General features: G+C 36.0%; 16 protein-coding genes and 1 tRNA gene. 5 read left to right on the forward strand and 12 right to left on the reverse strand.

The features are described from left to right. Positions 1 to 96 precede the first annotated feature (96 nt). The 3 genes from Q73A0000_RS08200 to uvrA all read right to left on the reverse strand — a co-directional run bounded on the left by Q73A0000_RS08200 (position 97) and on the right by uvrA (position 4422). Entirely contained in the window at positions 97 to 594 is a 498-nt protein-coding gene (locus Q73A0000_RS08200) for a GNAT family N-acetyltransferase (protein ID WP_193813561.1), read from the reverse strand. A gap of 391 nt (positions 595 to 985) precedes the next feature. Next, positions 986 to 1504 (reverse strand): DUF421 domain-containing protein, encoded by a 519-nt coding sequence (locus Q73A0000_RS08205; protein ID WP_193813562.1) that lies wholly within the window; start codon positions 1502 to 1504, stop codon positions 986 to 988. Between the two features lie 86 nt (positions 1505 to 1590). Next, on the reverse strand, positions 1591 to 4422 hold the full coding sequence (gene uvrA / locus Q73A0000_RS08210) for an excinuclease ABC subunit UvrA (RefSeq protein ID WP_193813563.1): 2832 nt from the start codon (positions 4420 to 4422) through the stop codon (positions 1591 to 1593). 387 nt (positions 4423 to 4809) lie between these two features. Between uvrA and Q73A0000_RS08215 the strand changes: the two genes are divergently transcribed. Both Q73A0000_RS08215 and Q73A0000_RS08220 read left to right on the forward strand, forming a co-directional pair. Further along, positions 4810 to 5556 carry an SDR family NAD(P)-dependent oxidoreductase gene (locus Q73A0000_RS08215; RefSeq protein WP_193813564.1) on the forward strand — a complete coding sequence of 249 codons (747 nt, stop codon included), beginning with the start codon at positions 4810 to 4812 and terminating at the stop codon, positions 5554 to 5556. 235 nt (positions 5557 to 5791) lie between these two features. Further along, positions 5792 to 7468, forward strand: a complete 1677-nt coding sequence (locus Q73A0000_RS08220; RefSeq protein WP_193813565.1) for a formate--tetrahydrofolate ligase — start codon at positions 5792 to 5794, stop codon at positions 7466 to 7468. Between the two features lie 197 nt (positions 7469 to 7665). On the opposite strand, the gene Q73A0000_RS08225 is transcribed toward Q73A0000_RS08220, so the two are convergent. From Q73A0000_RS08225 to Q73A0000_RS08255, 7 genes are all read right to left on the reverse strand, one after another. Continuing rightward, positions 7666 to 7739: transfer RNA gene (locus Q73A0000_RS08225), tRNA-Ala, on the reverse strand. An 83-nt stretch (positions 7740 to 7822) separates the two neighbouring features. Further along, on the reverse strand, positions 7823 to 8614 hold the full coding sequence (locus tag Q73A0000_RS08230; protein ID WP_193813566.1) for a class I SAM-dependent methyltransferase: 792 nt from the start codon (positions 8612 to 8614) through the stop codon (positions 7823 to 7825). After that, positions 8614 to 9030, reverse strand: a complete 417-nt coding sequence (locus Q73A0000_RS08235; RefSeq protein ID WP_193813567.1) for an EamA family transporter — start codon at positions 9028 to 9030, stop codon at positions 8614 to 8616. Before Q73A0000_RS08235 ends, Q73A0000_RS08230 begins: the two co-directional genes overlap by 1 nt. 114 nt (positions 9031 to 9144) lie before the next feature. Further along, on the reverse strand, positions 9145 to 10494 hold the full coding sequence (gene hisS / locus Q73A0000_RS08240) for a histidine--tRNA ligase (protein ID WP_193813568.1): 1350 nt from the start codon (positions 10492 to 10494) through the stop codon (positions 9145 to 9147). A gap of 92 nt (positions 10495 to 10586) precedes the next feature. Then, positions 10587 to 11069: a GNAT family N-acetyltransferase gene (locus Q73A0000_RS08245; RefSeq protein ID WP_193813569.1), complete on the reverse strand. Its 483-nt coding sequence runs from the start codon at positions 11067 to 11069 to the stop codon at positions 10587 to 10589. Positions 11070 to 11194: 125 nt separating this feature from the next. Beyond that, positions 11195 to 11641, reverse strand: coding sequence for an HRDC domain-containing protein (locus Q73A0000_RS08250; RefSeq protein ID WP_193813570.1), 447 nt, complete (start codon positions 11639 to 11641; stop codon positions 11195 to 11197). A 78-nt stretch (positions 11642 to 11719) separates the two neighbouring features. After that, a complete protein-coding gene (locus Q73A0000_RS08255) occupies positions 11720 to 12049 on the reverse strand; it encodes a single-stranded DNA-binding protein (RefSeq protein WP_193813571.1) in 330 nt (109 codons plus the stop codon). 393 nt (positions 12050 to 12442) lie between these two features. On the opposite strand from Q73A0000_RS08255, the gene Q73A0000_RS08260 reads away from it, so the two are divergent. Both Q73A0000_RS08260 and Q73A0000_RS08265 read left to right on the forward strand, forming a co-directional pair. Next, positions 12443 to 13396, forward strand: coding sequence for an ADP-ribosylglycohydrolase family protein (locus Q73A0000_RS08260; RefSeq protein ID WP_193813572.1), 954 nt, complete (start codon positions 12443 to 12445; stop codon positions 13394 to 13396). 53 nt (positions 13397 to 13449) lie between these two features. Continuing rightward, positions 13450 to 13965, forward strand: a complete 516-nt coding sequence (locus Q73A0000_RS08265; RefSeq protein WP_193813573.1) for a hypothetical protein — start codon at positions 13450 to 13452, stop codon at positions 13963 to 13965. A gap of 46 nt (positions 13966 to 14011) precedes the next feature. Here Q73A0000_RS08265 and Q73A0000_RS08270 read toward each other — a convergent pair whose 3' ends face one another. Continuing rightward, complete coding sequence (locus Q73A0000_RS08270; RefSeq protein ID WP_193813574.1) at positions 14012 to 14623, reverse strand: pyruvate decarboxylase; 612 nt, start codon at positions 14621 to 14623, stop codon at positions 14012 to 14014. Positions 14624 to 14796: 173 nt separating this feature from the next. Here Q73A0000_RS08270 and rpsO point away from each other — a divergent pair, with 173 nt between their 5' ends. Beyond that, positions 14797 to 15066, forward strand: coding sequence for a 30S ribosomal protein S15 (gene rpsO / locus Q73A0000_RS08275; RefSeq protein WP_193813575.1), 270 nt, complete (start codon positions 14797 to 14799; stop codon positions 15064 to 15066). Positions 15067 to 15513: 447 nt separating this feature from the next. Here rpsO and Q73A0000_RS08280 read toward each other — a convergent pair whose 3' ends face one another. Next, on the reverse strand, positions 15514 to 16866 hold the full coding sequence (locus Q73A0000_RS08280) for a DEAD/DEAH box helicase (RefSeq protein WP_193813576.1): 1353 nt from the start codon (positions 16864 to 16866) through the stop codon (positions 15514 to 15516). Between the last annotated feature and the right edge of the window lie 35 nt (positions 16867 to 16901).

Here is a 16901-nt window from a genome sequence, read left to right on the forward strand (position 1 = left end):
AAAAATTTAAAAGATTTTCATGAGCTCAAATCTTTCAACCTGCAAATTTCTGCTTTTTTTAGGCAATACAGATAATTTAAAACTAAAAATTACAACCTAAACTCCGATCACTTTACTTCTTCGTTCCAGTAAAATAATATCCCGCCACTTTCCGTTCATCTCTCCTATTTTTTCTCTTCTTCCGACAATCGTGAATCCGTGCTTTTCATGAATTTTTACACTCACTAAATTCTCGGGAAAAATTCCGGCCTGTAGAGTCCAGAAGTTATTTTCTTCGCTATCTAAAATGAGTTTTTTCATCATTACGGTTCCCAGTCCTTGTCCCTGAACAGAACCATCCAGATAAATACTAACTTCAGCAACTCCTTTAAAACAATCTCGATTGCTTACAGGCTGCAAGGCACACCAACCAACAACTTCATCCTTTTCATTTTCTAAAACGAAACGACAGAGATTAAAATGCTTGGTATCCCACGCTTCCCAAGTCGGCGCCACTTTATCGAAAGTAGCATTTCCGCCATTAATTCCCTGTTGAAAAATTTCTAAAACTTTATCGCCATCTTCCGGACGCATTGGACGTATTTCGTAATTCATTGTTATATTATTAAAACTTGTATTTTTTTTAACCACAAAGTCACAAAAGTATTCTACAAAAAGTTATAATTCAAGTTCACTAATAAGAAAATCTATAAGTTTTCAGAAACTTCATGTCCTTTTTAGCTGTAGAATTTTAAACTTTTCATCAATAAAATCTTTGTGACTTTGTGGTTTAAAGATTTATATTTTCAAACAGGTTTAATTAGAACAGGTTTAATTTTTTTTACCGCAAAAGAGGCAAAAGTTTTATTTTATTAAGCAATTCAAAAGTATGCAAAAGATACACAGATTGTAGGAATCACTTTTTGCAATCTTTTAAAAATCTTATTCTCCACTTTTGTCTTTTATAACTTTTGCGGTTAAAAGAATTATATTTTTCAACAGTTTCTTAATATTTATGGCTTTTTCTCGGGAACTTTCTGCGACGTCGTGAAAACTTGGTAGATCCACTTTCCTTATCCATAGAAATAACACTGATATTTCCATCTACTTCCAAGACCGCCAATTTTACGTCTTCAATTTTCTCGACGCCATGTTCACGTACGGCTTCTTCCAATTCATCAAAACTCACTTCCTGTTCTTTCATTTTTACATTATCTACAATTCCATCTTTAATTAAAATCTCAGGATCAGATTCTACCAAACTTTTAATTTTAGCATTTTTAAAAATGATTTTTTTGACGACAAAATTGGCTATAAATAAAACCAGCGCTGCCACTAAACCACCTTCTAAACTCACATTAGAACCAACCATCGCATTCTGCACCGCATTTGAAATCAATAGAAGCAACACAATATCACCAGCATTAAGCTGCGATAATTGATTCTTCCCAAAAATCCGAATTGCGGCAAACATAAAAAGATAGACCGCAAGACTGCGTAAAGCAACATCGAGAAATGGATTCATTATTTTCTGTTTTTATAATACAAAGTAAAAGTAAATAAAAAAACCACAACTAAAATTGTGGTTTTCCTTAATATTTAAAATTTATATTACTCTAATTCTCTTTTCAAAAACTTCGCGGTCAATGATTTTTTCGATCGCGCTACTTCTTCCGGAGTTCCTTTCGCGATAATTTCTCCGCCGCGGAAGCCTCCTTCCGGACCAACGTCGATAATATGATCTGCAAGTTTGATCACATCCATATTATGTTCGATGATGATGAAAGAGTTACCTAATTCAACCAGTTTATTAATCGCATCCATCAACACTTTTACGTCTTCAAAATGCAGTCCTGTCGTAGGTTCATCTAGAATATATAAAGTATTTCCGGTTTGCCTTTTTGATAATTCTGTGGCGAGTTTAATTCTTTGTGCTTCTCCTCCACTTAAAGTTGTAGATTGTTGTCCGAGCGTGATATATCCCAAACCAACATCCTGCATCGTTTTCACTTTCATGAAGATTTTCGGAATTGGCTGGAAGAATTCTGTCGCTTCATCAATCGTCATTTCCAATACGTCAGAAATAGATTTTCCTTTGTACCGAACTTCTAAGGTTTCACGGTTAAATCGTTTTCCATTGCACGTTTCACAATGAACATATACATCGGGCAAGAAATTCATTTCAATGACTTTCAAACCTCCACCTTGACAGGTTTCACAGCGTCCGCCTTTTACATTAAAGGAGAATCGTCCTGCTTTATAACCTCGGATTTTAGACTCCGGAAGTTCTGCAAAAAGATTTCTGATATCGGTAAACATTCCCGTATAAGTCGCGGGATTTGAACGTGGCGTTCTACCAATAGGCGTTTGATCAACATCTACAATTTTGTCGATATTATCAATTCCTTCCAATTTTTTGTACGGCAAAGGATCTTTTACCGCTCTGTAAAAATGCTGATTTAGAATTGGATACAAAGTTCCATTAATCAAAGAAGATTTTCCACTTCCCGAAATCCCCGTTACTACAACCAGTTTTCCCAAAGGAATTTCTAAATTCACATTCTTCAGATTATTTCCCGTCGCACCTTTTAGAATTAGTGATTTACCATTTCCTTCTCTACGAACTTCCGGAACTTCGATTTTACGTTTTCCGGTCAGATAATCTGCAGTGATCGTATCGGCATTTAATAAATCTTTCGGCTTTCCTTGCCAAAGAACTTCACCACCGAATTTTCCGGCGCGCGGACCAATATCCAAAACCTCATCAGCCTCCATAATCATGTCTTTGTCGTGTTCAACAACGATTACAGAATTTCCGATATCGCGTAAATTTTTCAAAGAATCGATCAGTCTTTCGTTATCTCTTTGATGCAAACCAATCGATGGCTCATCTAAAATATAAAGAACATTCACCAATTGCGAACCGATTTGTGTTGCCAACCGAATCCGTTGAGATTCCCCACCAGAAAGGGTTCGTGAACTTCTGCTCAAACTCAGATAATCTAAACCGACATCGAGCAAAAACTGCAATCTGGTTTTGATTTCCTTCAGAATTTCGTGAGCGATTATTTTATTGTTTTTATTGAATTTATCTTCAACCTGAATCAACCATTCCTTTAAATCAAGAAGCGATAAAGCATTAATTTCTGCAATATTTTTTCCATCGATTTTAAAACTTAAACTCGCCGCTTGCAAACGCGCTCCATTACATTCCGGACAAACCTCTTCCGTGGTGAAATGACGTTCTAACAAAGTAGCATCGTAACTTTCTTTGTCATCGATCATATCATTAATTAAAGAAATCAGCCCATCAAAATTGACTTTAATTTTCTTATTAATGCCGGCGTGTTTTAAATCTTTATTGATTTCTTTATGACAACCGTTGTAAATATAGTCGATTGCTTCTTCAGGAATATCTTTCATCGGTGTTGCCAACGAAAGTCCATAAATTTCTAAAATATTTTTAATTTGACCCAGAATCCATTTGTTCGATTTAATATCTTCTAATGGAAGTAAACCACCTTGATTTATAGAAAGTTTTGGGTTTTCAACAAAATAATCGGTGTTTACTTTTTTCACTGTTCCCAATCCTTTGCAATACGGACAACTTCCTTTCGGAGAATTGAACGAAAACGTGTTCGGCTCCGGTAAAGCCAATGAATGTCCGGTATCGGCATCCATTAAATTTTTGGAGAAATATTCTATTTTATCACTTGCTAATTTCTGGATCCCAATTACTCCTTCGCCCATGTGCAAAGCAGTTTTCAGGGATTGTTCCATTCTGGCTTCAGAGGCACTTTCGCCGATAATCCAACGGTCGATAACAATATCGATATCGTGGGTTTTGTAGCGGTCGAGTTTTAAATCATATTCGATATCCAGAATTTCGCCATCAATTCTCGCCTGGCCGTATCCTTTCTTGGCCATCTGAATAAAAAGTTCATGGTAATGTCCTTTACGAGAACTAACTACGGGCGCCAACAACATTACCTTTTCTCCTTTGTAATTGTTTTTCACGGCCTCTAAAATTTGCTCTTCGGTATAACTGACCAATCTTTGGCCGGTCGTTAACGAGTACGCATCTGAAACTCTGGCAAAAAGCAAACGTAAAAAGTCATATAATTCAGTCACCGTTCCAACTGTAGAACGCGGGTTTTTATTGGTCGTTTTCTGTTCGATGGCGATAACCGGCGAAAGTCCGTCGATTTTATCAACATCGGGTCTTTCTAAACCACCCAGAAATTGTCTGGCATACGCCGAAAAAGTTTCGATATATCTTCGCTGACCTTCCGCGAAAATCGTATCAAAAGCCAACGACGATTTACCACTCCCTGAAAGTCCGGTGATTACAACCAGTTCATTGCGGGGAATTTTGACATCGATATTTTTTAAGTTGTGTTCACGGGCTCCGTAAACTTCTATATATTCTTTAGGATCTTCCATTTTAAATTTTCCAAAATTTGAATTTTTGGAATTCTGCAAAAATACGGATTTTTTAGAGGATAATAAGGTAAGAATTCGAAGTTGTATTTTAACTCAACTTAAAAGAGGACTGATGTAAAAATACCGGAATATGATTATCAACTGAAGTTGATCTTGCAGAATTCTTGACGCTTCAACCTATCAAAAACATTGCCGAAAAAGACTCTTTTAATTTAAATTCTTCTGGTGAAAAAATAAAATTATTCCATTTGAACATGTAAGTCCGCCTTTCCAGCATTTCTTAAAAGACGATCATTCATTACCTTTACTTAAATAAAAAACCAACTATTTGCAATGAAAAAGCATCTATTATAGTTGGAGAAATAATCATTTAAAAGTTAAAAAGTTATGGAAAATTTAAAAGGACAAGTCGTAATCGTAACAGGTGGAGCGTCGGGAATTGGCGGTGCTTTAACATCGGTTCTCGTAAAACGTGGCGCCTCGGTAGTTGCTGTAGACATCAACGAAGAAGCCGGACAAAATAAAGTAAAAGAAAGTCCGCAAAACATTGCATTCCTAAACGGTGACGTATCCAAAGAATCCGTGGCAGAAGAAGCAGTAAAGTTGGCGGTTTCAAAATTTGGAAAACTAACGGGATTAGTCAACAACGCACACGCTTCTCGCCAAAAACCTTTGATGGAATTGACGGCAGATGACTGGGCTTTATCTTTTGGAACTGGATTTAATGCAACCCTTCATTTTATGAAAGCCGCCTATGCTGAATTAAAAAAATCAAAAGGCTCGGTGGTCAATTTCGGATCCGGTGCCGCCCTGAATGGCCAGGCTACGCAGGCAAGTTACGCCGCTGCCAAAGAAGCGATTCGAGGTTTGAGCCGTGTTGCCGCGACGGAATGGGGAAAAGATAATATTCGGGTTAATGTCGTTTGCCCACTGGCTTTAACTGAAGGTGTTATTAAATGGCGAGAAAGCAGTCCGGAGCAGTATAAGCAAATTGCCGATCATATTCCGTTGAGTCATTTCGGAGACCCTGAAAACGATATCGCACCAATTGTGGCTTTTCTATTGAGCGACGACAGTCAGTATATGACAGGTCAGACCATTATGGCAGATGGCGGCGATATTAAATTAAGATAAATAGTTTTTAAAGTTTTCCAAGGTCTAATGGACGGCGGAAATGCGAAAAAAGTATCCGAAAATCAGAAAATATTTAGTTGTTTCTGTCTGAATAAAATTTTGCTAAAGAATAGTTAATCGAAAGATTTTCTATTCTTTTTTGGTAAAAAACAGAACTACTGATATAAAGCATGAATAAAAAATTGATTTAAAATTTGATTTCCACTAAATTTGAGTGAATTAAAAATACCAGAATATGAGTTTCCCTACCGATCTAGAAATTGCAGAATCCGCCGACATTCAATTGATCAAAAATATTGCTGATAAAGTAGGCATTGATCATGATGACCTGGAATATTACGGAAAGTACAAAGCCAAAATACCTTTAAAATATATCGATGAAGAAAAGATTAAAAAAGCAAAACTTATTTTAGTTACTGCCATTAATCCAACTCCGGCCGGTGAAGGAAAAACCACCGTTTCTGTTGGTTTGAATGACGGTTTATGTAAGATTGGTAAAAAATCAATTGCGGTTTTACGTGAACCTTCACTTGGGCCGGTTTTCGGTGTTAAAGGTGGCGCTGCCGGTGGCGGTTATGCGCAACTCATTCCTATGGTTGATATTAACCTCCATTTTACGGGAGATTTTTCAGCGATTGAAAAGGCGAACAACTTACTTTCTGCGTTGATTGATAATAATTTACAAAACAAAGTATACTCTTTAAATATTGATCCAAGAACCATCGTTTGGAAGCGCGTGATGGATATGAATGACCGTTCCTTGCGAAATATTGTCGTTGGATTAGGTGGCTCCAATAACGGAATTACGCGGGAAGAAGGTTTCAATATTACGCCGGCGAGTGAAGTGATGGCGATCTTATGTTTAAGCAATGACTTCGAAGATTTGAAAAATAGATTAGGAAATATTTTCGTGGGTTATACTTTTGACAAAAAACCAATTTTCGCGCGAGATTTAAAAGCAGAAAATGCGATGGCGATTTTATTAAAAGATGCCATTAAACCAAATCTGGTTCAGACTTTAGAAGGAAATCCGGCGATTCTTCACGGTGGACCTTTTGCGAATATTGCGCAAGGAACCAATACGATTATCGCTACAAAAACAGGACTTTCTCTCGCAGATTACGTTGTTACAGAAGCGGGATTCGGAGCCGATCTCGGTGCTGAAAAATTCCTGCATATCAAATGTCATTACGGAAAAATGAAACCTGACGCTTACGTGATTGTCGCTACCATTCGTGCTTTGCGTTATCATGGTGGGGCGAAAAAAGGAGAATATGAACATCCTAATTTAGAATGTCTGAAAAATGGATTTGAAAATCTGGAAAAACATATTGAAAACGCACTGAAATTTGGAATGCAGCCAATTGTTGCCATTAATCATTTTGCAACAGATTCTCAGGAAGAGATTGAATTTTTAATAAGTGCCTGTGCAAAACTAAATGTAAAAGCAATTGTGGCAGATGAGTTTACAAAAGGAGGTGACGGAATGATCGACCTGGCCGAGGAAGTTGTTCGCTGTGCGGCTCATTGTGGCAACGACTTCAAACCATTATATAATGTTGAAGATTCTGTGGAACATAAAATTGAAACCATTGCGAAAGAAGTTTACGGCGCAGAAAGTGTGGTTTATTCCCAGAAAGCAAAAAATCAACTGAAAACTATTTACGATTTAAATTTTGACAAACTGCCTATCTGCATGGCCAAAACTCAGAAATCTTTAAGCGACGACGAAACTAAAATCGGGCGACCTTCGAATTTCAAAATTACGGTTCGTGAATTTGAATTTGCTGCCGGTGCGGGATTCATCATTCCGGTTTTAGGTGACATGATGAGAATGCCGGGATTGCCTAATGTTCCCGCTGCGGAAGGAATGCACATCGATAAAAATGGAAAAATTACGGGATTAAGTTAAAAACCAGAACTATCAAAAATTGACAGATTTCCCTTGAATGTAAAACTGATTTTGTTTCCAGCCTGAATTGCGCCCCGGATTGCAACGGAAATCCCGGAACAAGCGCAGGGAAAGCAAAGGCGTGAGGAATTGCAGTGGAAAGCCGGAAATGTGCGCCATAAAAAAAAGAGTTACAAATTAATGCAACTCTTTTTTTGTGGAGGATATCGGGATCGAACCGACCACCTCTTGACTGCCAGTCAAACGCTCTAGCCAGATGAGCTAATCCCCCATTTTGGGTGCTGAATTTTACGATGTAAATTTCAGATTTGCAATGATACAAATTTTTGTGATTTAAAAGCAAAATTTTGGGCTTTATTTTTTCTCGGCGACGAGAGAGTAAACGAGCGGTATTTTATTTCCAAACTGGGGAATTTGATATTTTCCTTTTTCGATTTCTTCCATATGGCGGAAACATGGATACGGCGACCAATTGTATTCCTGAAAAGATTGCAGTTGCAGATTTTCATCTAACAGACTGGTCAGAACTTCGGACAGGGAATGATTCCAACTTACTTCTTCATTGGCCAAATCTGCAGTTCGGTCGGCATAAGTTCCATCGTTGGTTTCTATAATCTGTTGATCATTAAAATAACTGTATTGCACAAAAGTGAAATCATTATCGTACATCCAAACGACCGGATGAAATTCCACGAAGATTAATTTGCCGCCGGGTTTTAGGAATTTTGAAATGACTTCGGCCCATTTCTGTAAGTCGGGAAGCCAACCAATTGTTCCGTAAGTCGTATAAACAATATCGAATTTGTCATGCAAAACATTAGGTAAATCGTAAACATCTGAAACAATGAATTCGGTATCTGTTCCGCATTTCTTGGCTAAATCTTTTGCTGCTTCAATGGATTTATCTGACAAATCGATTCCTGTAACTTTTGCTCCCAATCGAGAAAGTGAAATAGAATCCTGTCCGAAATGACATTGAAGATGCAAGATTTTTTTATCTTTAATATCTCCTAAAAGATCTAATTCAATTGAGTTTAAAGAAGTTCGGCCTTTTAAAAACTCGTCTACAAAATAGAAATCAGACTTTAAATGCGAATCGACTTTTGCATTCCATAATTTGCGATTGATGTCGAGATAGTTTTCCATTATTTCCAAATTAAAAATAGAGTTCCAGCGATTATTAATGATGCTCCAACTGCTGTTTTCCAAGTTAAAGTTTCTCCTAAAAAAATCACTGCAAAAATAATGGTCAAAGCCAAACTGAGTTTATCGATGCCGGCAACTTTTGAAACTTCGCCCATTTGTAATGCTTTAAAATAGAAGATCCAGGAAAATCCGGTTGCAAATCCTGAGATGGTAAGAAAAATCCAGTTTCTTGAAGATAATTCGCCGATTGCTTTATATTCATTTCGGAAGAAAACAATCATCCAAATCATGACTAAAACAACAACTGTTCGAATGGCAGTCGCCAAATTCGAGTTTACATTTTCTACGCCGACTTTAGCGAAAATCGCAGTTAGTGCAGCAAAGAAAGCCGATAATAAAGCGTAAATCCACCACATTTTTTTGAGAGTTTAATTCTTCTGAATACGTTCTAACTGTATAATATTGAGCGGCTTAAATTATCATTCAGCAACCGTGTCAAGGTTTTAAACCTTGACACGGTTAATTGTTCACTATCCCAAAAACTCTTCTGTCGTCTGAATAATCTGTTCACCCGTTTTCAAATTCTTAACGGTAATTTTTCCTTCAGAAATTTCTTGTTCACCGTAGAAAACTAAGTTAGGAATTCCTTTCTTTTCAGCGTAGGTAAATTGTTTTTTCAATTTTGCAGATTCCGGATAGAGTTCTGCAGAAATTCCGTTTGCTCTAAGTTGACCAATAATTTTCATCGCGGCCAAAGATTCGTTTTCACCATAATTGGCAAAAAGATATTGAACGGTATTTACAGAATCTTCAGGAAACAATCCCAGTTCTTCCATCACCAAATAAATTCGGTCCAGACCAAAAGAAACTCCAATTCCCGGAATATTTTTCACGCCGAAAACTTCGGTTAAGTTGTCATAACGACCGCCGCCGCCAATGGAACCCATGGCAACATCTGTGGCTTTCACTTCGAAAATGGCGCCGGTGTAATAATCGAGTCCTCTGGCTAAAGTGATATCAAATTTTAAACTTTCTTCGGAAATTCCTAATTCAAGAGATTTCGTCAGAACAAATTCCAACTCTTCTACTCCACTCGTTCCGATTTCATTTCCTTTAAATTTCTCTTTTAACTGTGCTAAATTCTCAAGAGCATTTTCACTTTGAGTAAAGAGAAAATCTAATTTATTGAATGATTCCTGATTGATGTTTTTTTCTAGAAGTTCTTTAACAACGCCTTCTTTACCAATTTTATCGAGTTTGTCAAGGGCGACGGTGAAATCAATTAGTTGATCAGAAATTCCGGCAAATTCTGCTAAACCGGAAAGAATTTTTCTGTTGTTTAAATGAAGTACAACCTTAACATTTAATTCTGCAAAAGACTTTAAATATAATTGAACCAATTCTACTTCCTGCCACAAACTTACACTTCCTACGACATCAGCATCACATTGATAAAATTCACGGTAACGCCCTTTCTGTGGACGATCCGCGCGCCAAACCGGCTGGATTTGATACCGCTTAAAAGGGAAAGTCATTTGTCCGTGGTTCATGGCAACATATCTTGCAAAAGGAACGGTTAAGTCGTAACGTAGCGCCTTTTCCGAAATCTGCGAAATCAGTTTCTGCGAATTTTTAGCCGACCAATCTTCGTCTTTTGTCTTCGAAGCATAATCACCGGAATTCAAAATCTTAAAAATCAAACGATCTCCTTCTTCACCATATTTTCCGGTTAAAGTAGAAAGGTTTTCGAAACTTGGAGTTTCTAATGGTTGAAAACCAAACAATTCAAAATTCTTTTGTAAAATATTGATGATAAATTTTCTTCTGTAAACTTCTTCGGCGGAAAAATCTCGGGTTCCTTTTGCTAAACTTGGCTTCATAGTTATGGGTAATGAATAATAAGTAATGAGTAATTATGCTGGCAATATACTTTTGTCAGTCTGCAAAAATACAAAATTATTAATCTAAGTTCCTAAAGATGCTTGATCATCCAAAGGTTGCAGCCGCTATGTCCTGAATTGCCTAATGGTTTTTCCAGGTAAGTAAAACCTTGCTTTTCATAGATGGAAACTGCGGTAGAAAATTCGGGTAAACTTTCTATATAAATTGATTGATAACCTGACTTTTTTGCAAACTCAATACTTTCTTCCATTAACTTTTTACCCAAACCTTTTCCTCGAAAATCTTTAGCGATGTAAAATTTAACAAGTTCGCCACATCTTTCTGGTAAACCTTCGGTTGGAAAAATGCCACAGCAACCACATAATTCTCCATCTACTTCGGCTACGAACAATGCTGAATTTTCTTCTTTAAACAATTCTGATAAATGATCTGTTGTTGGATCGTCATAAACAGTTCCTTGGGTAGCAACATTAAAATCATGAAAGCAACTGCGTATTATTGTTGCTAACAATTTATTATCTGACTGCTGAATTTTTCTAATATTAATTTCCATTTTATAAATTTAAAAAAACTTGATGAATTATTACCATTATAAAATATCGCTAGTTTTAATTTACCAATCAAAAAACCGAAGAAAAATTTCTTCGGCTTTTGTGAAAATATATAGAGTTTGTGTTTTTAAACCGTTTCTAAAATCTCAATGATTTCTTCACCGTAATTTTCAATTTTATATTTACCGAAACCTTTGATGTCCAGCAACTCTTCTTTTTTCGCAGGTTTATATTTTGCAATCGAAAAAAGTTCTTTGTTGGTAGCAATCAAATACACAGGCAAACTTTTTTCTCTCGCTTTTTCGGAACGCCATAATTTCAGCGAATCCATAATTTTCATTTCATCCTGACTGAGTTCTTCTTGCGCAGCACTATATTTTTCGGGCTTTGCTTCGTTGACCTGTATTTTCAACTCTTCGAAATAAAGAACAACCGACCAATAACTTTCGTCCTCTTTCACAAAGGCAGTTTCGTATTTTAAAACATTATTTTCCTGTAGAAAACGATCGAGCGCTTTTTGGTCAGCGTAAATAAATTCGTCTGACAATCGTATTTTAAATATTTGAATTTTCATGGTTTTTAGTTTTTAGTTTTAATTTAAAAATGAAAAGCAAGCCGAATCCCATGGGATAAAATCCGGCTTACTACCCACCTATTTACTACCCAGAAGGACAAGTTGATCAATACGAACTTCTGTAATATATCGTTTCTGCCCTTCTTTATCGTCATAATTTCGGTACACGATTTTTCCTTCAACTGCGATTTCCTTGCCCTTTTCCACATACTTTTCCATGAGGTCGGCTAATTTTCCGTTGCATACTAAGTTGTGCCATTGCGTTTCTTCTACTTTTTCACCCATGGCGTTGGTGTAATAATCGCTGGTTGCTAAACTAACTTTCGCTAATTTTCCGTTCTCGAATTGTACGATTTCGACGTCTTTTCCTGTTCTACCGATTAAGGTAACTTTGTTTCTTAGTGACATGGCTTTAGATTTTATAATTAAACATTAGAATCGAGTCTCACTGATCTATCTCGAATCTCTGTTGCAAAGGTTCATCAGCTTTCAAAAATTAGTCGGTAATGAACCGCTTAATATCGTTTGTATCCGTTTGTATCGTTTATTAAATTGAAAATCAAACATTTATAATTTCGTTTTTTGGGAGCAATGAGATTAAATTTTCTTTGAAATTTCGATCCCGCTCTCCGTTGCAATCTTTTTTTAGGAAAAAAAAAGGATTTTCACTGCGATCGGGCTAGAATAAAGAGCAGTTTTTTATTTCCCATGATTTTGAAATACCATCTCAATAAATTTTTAAAATCAAAAGAAGAGTTTTATATTTGAGAATACCATTTACAAACACAAGATCAATTAAAAATGACAGACTTCCATTACAAAATCAAATCCGCTTTATTCGGTGTCGCCATCGGAGACGCGCTCGGTGTTCCCGTAGAATTCAAAAGCCGAGAAACTATTCTTCAAAAACCTGTGACCGACATGATTGGTTACGGAACCTATAACTTACCTCCTGGAACTTTCTCGGATGACAGTTCGATGACTTTTTGTTTGGCAGAAGCACTTACGCACGATTTTGATTTACACCGCATCGGACAAAACTTTGTAAAATGGTATCACGAAAATTTGTGGACAGCCCGCGGTGAAGTTTTCGATATCGGTATTGCGACTAGAGAAGCCATCAACAAAATTGCTCATGGAAAACAAGCTGAATTCGCTGGAAGTACTGACGCTTCCTCCAATGGAAATGGATCTTTGATGCGTATTTTACCCCTTCTATTTTATATAAAGAATTTACCGATTTTTGAACGTTATGAAATCATGAAAAAAGTTTCTTCAATAACTCACGGACACATTCGGTCGGTAATTTCCTGTTTTTATTACCTTGAATTTGCGAGAGAAATTCTATTAGGAAAAGAGAAATTCGAAATCTATCAAAAACTACAAACCGAAATCCCAAACTTTTTAAAGTCACTTTCAATTGATCAGTATGAAATCTCATTTTTTAATCGACTTTTAAAAGATGATATTTCCGAATTAGCAGAGCATGAAATTTCCAGCAGCGGTTATGTTCTTCATTCTTTAGAAGCCAGCATTTGGTGTTTACTCAACATGGATAATTATAAAGACGCCACATTAAAAGCCGTGAATTTAGGAGAAGACACTGACACAACTGCTGCAATAACAGGTGGACTTGCCGGCTTACTTTATGGTTTTGATACCATTCCATTAAATTGGGTTGAGCAGTTAGCGAGAAAAGATGATATTGAAGATTTGGCCGAAAGACTGGCGAAGAAAATGGGGGAAAAGTCGTAGGTTTAATTTTCAAAAATAAACTCTAACAGCAAAATAATTCACCCACTTTTGAAATGAAAAATTTAATAATTTTATGCTGTTTAATGGTTGTAGGGGTTTATTTTTACTACCCTGTTTTTGACAGTAAAGGAATTTCATACATCATCGTGTTTTCTTCTTTTGTAATTGTTTGCTTCGCAGGAGCAAAACTTTATTCGTCAGATGAAAAAGGAGATTATGATTCACTTGAAAAGAAGATGGATAAATTACACGATTTCGATGGCATGTTTCAATATATGCACGACGGATTTTATATCAAGAAAGGAAAATCCATGGAATTGATAAAATGGTCAGAAATCATCACCGTTAATTCACTTCGAATTCCAGTTCTAAATGATGAACAGACAGGTATTGAAATCATCACTGAAAATAAAAAGTACGAATTTATTGATCAGCAAACTCCTGGTATAGAAAAATTAATCGACAAGCTTTATGAGAATCTTCCTAGTTTGGAAGAACCAAATTCAGAAATTAATCATCTAAAATTTCAAAAAACCAGGTTATATGAACTTGAAAAAAGTGTTAGTTAAAAACATAGAAAATATTTAAAATAATACAATTTCAAATAAAACACCTTTAATTATAAGAAAAATTCTCCTCCGGAAACATCTCGAATTGTGTGGTAGCATCAACCGTTAAACGGTATTTTTTACGAAGAATTTTATTGATGTTTTTCAGCGCACCGTCTGTTCCGATTTTGATGGAGTTTTCGGCAGAACCAAGAAGTCGACCGTTCTTTTTGTATGTATCATAAGAAGTTTCGGCAAGTAAATCACCTTCCGCATTGTAAACTTTCATGCTTACAATTACCTGATTCGAAAAAACATATTTCCCAAACCCAACCTTAAAATATTTCACTTTCGGCACTACCGCATATTGCGCATTATTGTTTTCACAAAACTCTGCAATCATGTTTTTTTCTGAGTCTTCGTAAGGAATATCATAATCAACACGGAGTAATTTACTACTTTTAGAAGTACTCAAATGATCTGACAATGCTGAGAAAAAAGCAGAATAAGTTGGCTCTTTTATTTCTTCGATATCAGGAAAAACTTCGGGATTAAAATATAGAACTTTATAGATTTTTGCTTCTCTATTTAATAGCACACTTTGTGCTGGGAGCGCACAGTAAGCTGTTAACAGCAATAGTATTGTAAAGTGTGTTCTAATTAAATAAATTTGTTTCATGGTTTTGGTAATGCAAAGATACTGCCATCCAGCAACATAAGCAATATAATTTTAAGATTATTTTAACATTTATTTATAGATTTCTGATTTATAAAAGCAATAGTGCTTTTAAGATTAAATAAATAGTTGTACTTTTGCACCCGTTACATAATAATCATTAAAACAATATTGGAATGTACTTAACAACTGACACGAAGAAAGAAATCTTCGCAAAACATGGAAAGTCTGACGCAGACACAGGAAGCGCAGAAGGACAAGTAGCCCTTTTTACTTTCAGAATTAACCACCTTTCAGGTCACCTGAAAAAGAACCACAAAGATTACGCAACTGAGCGTTCTTTGGTACTTTTAGTAGGTAAAAGAAAAGCGCTTTTAGATTATCTTAAGAAAAAAGATATTACTAGATATAGAGCTATTATCGCTGAATTAGGATTAAGAAAATAATCATTTTCCAGACAAAATTAAAGCAACTCAATCGAGTTGCTTTTTTTTATGCTTAGTTTGTAAATAGACAAGAATCAGTGTCAAATCTTCGGGAGGAAAATTATAAACTGATAATTTAGAAAAAATCAAATAATCAGCTTTTCAATAAGGAGCAATAAAACCTTCGCTTCTTACAAATCCCGTCCCGCTGTCCGCTGTATCCTCCCGTTCCGAATTCTCGGAAACGGGAGAGATGCCGCTTCCATCGCGGCTATAACTTCAGGCATTTCTTCTTATCACAGAAAACTCAATATCCTTCCACTGATACAAAAATCACTTTAATCAATCTGTAAAATAATTTCCTGCAAATTGATAACATCTTACCCAATTTCTTTTAGGTTCGTGATAAAAAAACCGCAACAATACTTCAAATAAAAAATCCGAAAATATATTTCCGGATTTCTATTTTTATTTCTTTCTCTTGGCTTTTGATTTCGCTTTTTCCTGTGCTCGGTTGGCTCCAATTTTCTTTGGAATTTTTCTCGCATGAGGACCGCCCCAGTTTTCTTTTTTGTTCTTGTCTTTTTTCTCGTGAAATGCGCCACCACCTTCTTCTAATTTTACAGTGTGTGCATTTTTCATCACCACCTCATCTTTTTCAGAAGCGATTTTTACTGGATTAATTTTAACTTCAATAGGGAAATCTTTCATGATTACCGACTTGTCCATTAAAATTTCAATATCCAATAGCTGCGTATCTTCATTTTTAGTAACGAAAGAAACGGCAATACCATTTTTATCTGCACGACCAGTACGGCCAATTCTGTGGATATACTGTTCCGGAACTTCAGGAATTTCGAAATTGATAACGTGGGTAATATCTGAGATATCTAAACCACGCGCCATAATATCCGTCGTAATCAAACCACGAACTTGCTGTTTCTCAAAACTTCGCATCGCATTCAAACGATAATTCTGCGATTTATTAGAGTGAATCACATCGAATTGATCCGGGAATAATTCTTCGATCTTGGTATACAATAAATCAGCGTGTTTCTTATTATTACAGAAAATAAGAACTTTCGAAAATTCTTCGTCTGTTTTTAATAAATGTTCAAGGAGATTTATTTTGGTATTAAAGTTTTCAACCTTATAACCAATTTGTTCAATTTTTTCTAATGGCGTTCCTGACTTTGCCAGGGAAATTTCCATTGGCCCGGAGAAATACTCATATAATAAAGCATCAACTGCTTCTGTCATGGTTGCAGAAAAAAGAATATTCTGTCTTTTCTCTTTCATCATTTGGAAAATATGCGTCAACTGAGCTTTGAAGCCTAAATTCAGCATTTCATCAAATTCATCGATGATTAATTTCTGAACTTCTTTTAAAGAAATTGCATTGTCAATCGCCAAATCCATTACTCTACCAGGAGTTCCGACTAAAATATCGCAACCGTCAGCAAAAAGTAATTTTTGAGTTTTAATATTTTTTCCACCGTAGATTCCGATTACTCTGGCGGTAATGTTTTTAGTTAAATTCTCAACAATTCCAGCAACCTGAACAACCAGTTCACGCGTTGGAACAAGGATAAGAACAGTTGGATTTCCAGTCTTATTATATTTCCAGGTTTTGAGAACTGGAAGTAGATATGCCAAAGTTTTTCCGGTACCGGTTTGTGCAATTCCCATCACATCTCTACCTGAAAGAATCGGGCTCAAAGTTTTTAATTGAATCGGTGTCGGTTCAAATAAATTAGAATCCGCTAAAACATCAAGAATTTTTTCGGGAAGATCGAAATCGGCAAAGGTCATTTTTTCCATTTTGCAAAGATAGTTTTTTTGAGAGGATTAGAATA

It is taken from the genome of Kaistella flava (ex Peng et al. 2021), assembly GCF_015191005.1.
Lineage (GTDB): Bacteria > Bacteroidota > Bacteroidia > Flavobacteriales > Weeksellaceae > Kaistella > Kaistella flava.

Coding starts and splice junctions, on each gene's coding strand:
- Q73A0000_RS08270 (WP_193813574.1), bottom strand. CDS start 14,623: ATGAAACAAATTTATTTAATTAGAACACACTTTACAATACTATTGCTG.
- Q73A0000_RS08230 (WP_193813566.1), bottom strand. CDS start 8,614: ATGGAAAACTATCTCGACATCAATCGCAAATTATGGAATGCAAAAGTC.
- Q73A0000_RS08245 (WP_193813569.1), bottom strand. CDS start 11,069: ATGGAAATTAATATTAGAAAAATTCAGCAGTCAGATAATAAATTGTTA.
- Q73A0000_RS08235 (WP_193813567.1), bottom strand. CDS start 9,030: ATGTGGTGGATTTACGCTTTATTATCGGCTTTCTTTGCTGCACTAACT.
- Q73A0000_RS08200 (WP_193813561.1), bottom strand. CDS start 594: ATGAATTACGAAATACGTCCAATGCGTCCGGAAGATGGCGATAAAGTT.
- Q73A0000_RS08250 (WP_193813570.1), bottom strand. CDS start 11,641: ATGAAAATTCAAATATTTAAAATACGATTGTCAGACGAATTTATTTAC.
- Q73A0000_RS08205 (WP_193813562.1), bottom strand. CDS start 1,504: ATGAATCCATTTCTCGATGTTGCTTTACGCAGTCTTGCGGTCTATCTT.
- rpsO (WP_193813575.1), top strand. CDS start 14,797: ATGTACTTAACAACTGACACGAAGAAAGAAATCTTCGCAAAACATGGA.
- Q73A0000_RS08280 (WP_193813576.1), bottom strand. CDS start 16,866: ATGGAAAAAATGACCTTTGCCGATTTCGATCTTCCCGAAAAAATTCTT.
- Q73A0000_RS08220 (WP_193813565.1), top strand. CDS start 5,792: ATGAGTTTCCCTACCGATCTAGAAATTGCAGAATCCGCCGACATTCAA.
- Q73A0000_RS08255 (WP_193813571.1), bottom strand. CDS start 12,049: ATGTCACTAAGAAACAAAGTTACCTTAATCGGTAGAACAGGAAAAGAC.
- Q73A0000_RS08265 (WP_193813573.1), top strand. CDS start 13,450: ATGAAAAATTTAATAATTTTATGCTGTTTAATGGTTGTAGGGGTTTAT.
- hisS (WP_193813568.1), bottom strand. CDS start 10,494: ATGAAGCCAAGTTTAGCAAAAGGAACCCGAGATTTTTCCGCCGAAGAA.
- Q73A0000_RS08215 (WP_193813564.1), top strand. CDS start 4,810: ATGGAAAATTTAAAAGGACAAGTCGTAATCGTAACAGGTGGAGCGTCG.
- Q73A0000_RS08260 (WP_193813572.1), top strand. CDS start 12,443: ATGACAGACTTCCATTACAAAATCAAATCCGCTTTATTCGGTGTCGCC.
- uvrA (WP_193813563.1), bottom strand. CDS start 4,422: ATGGAAGATCCTAAAGAATATATAGAAGTTTACGGAGCCCGTGAACAC.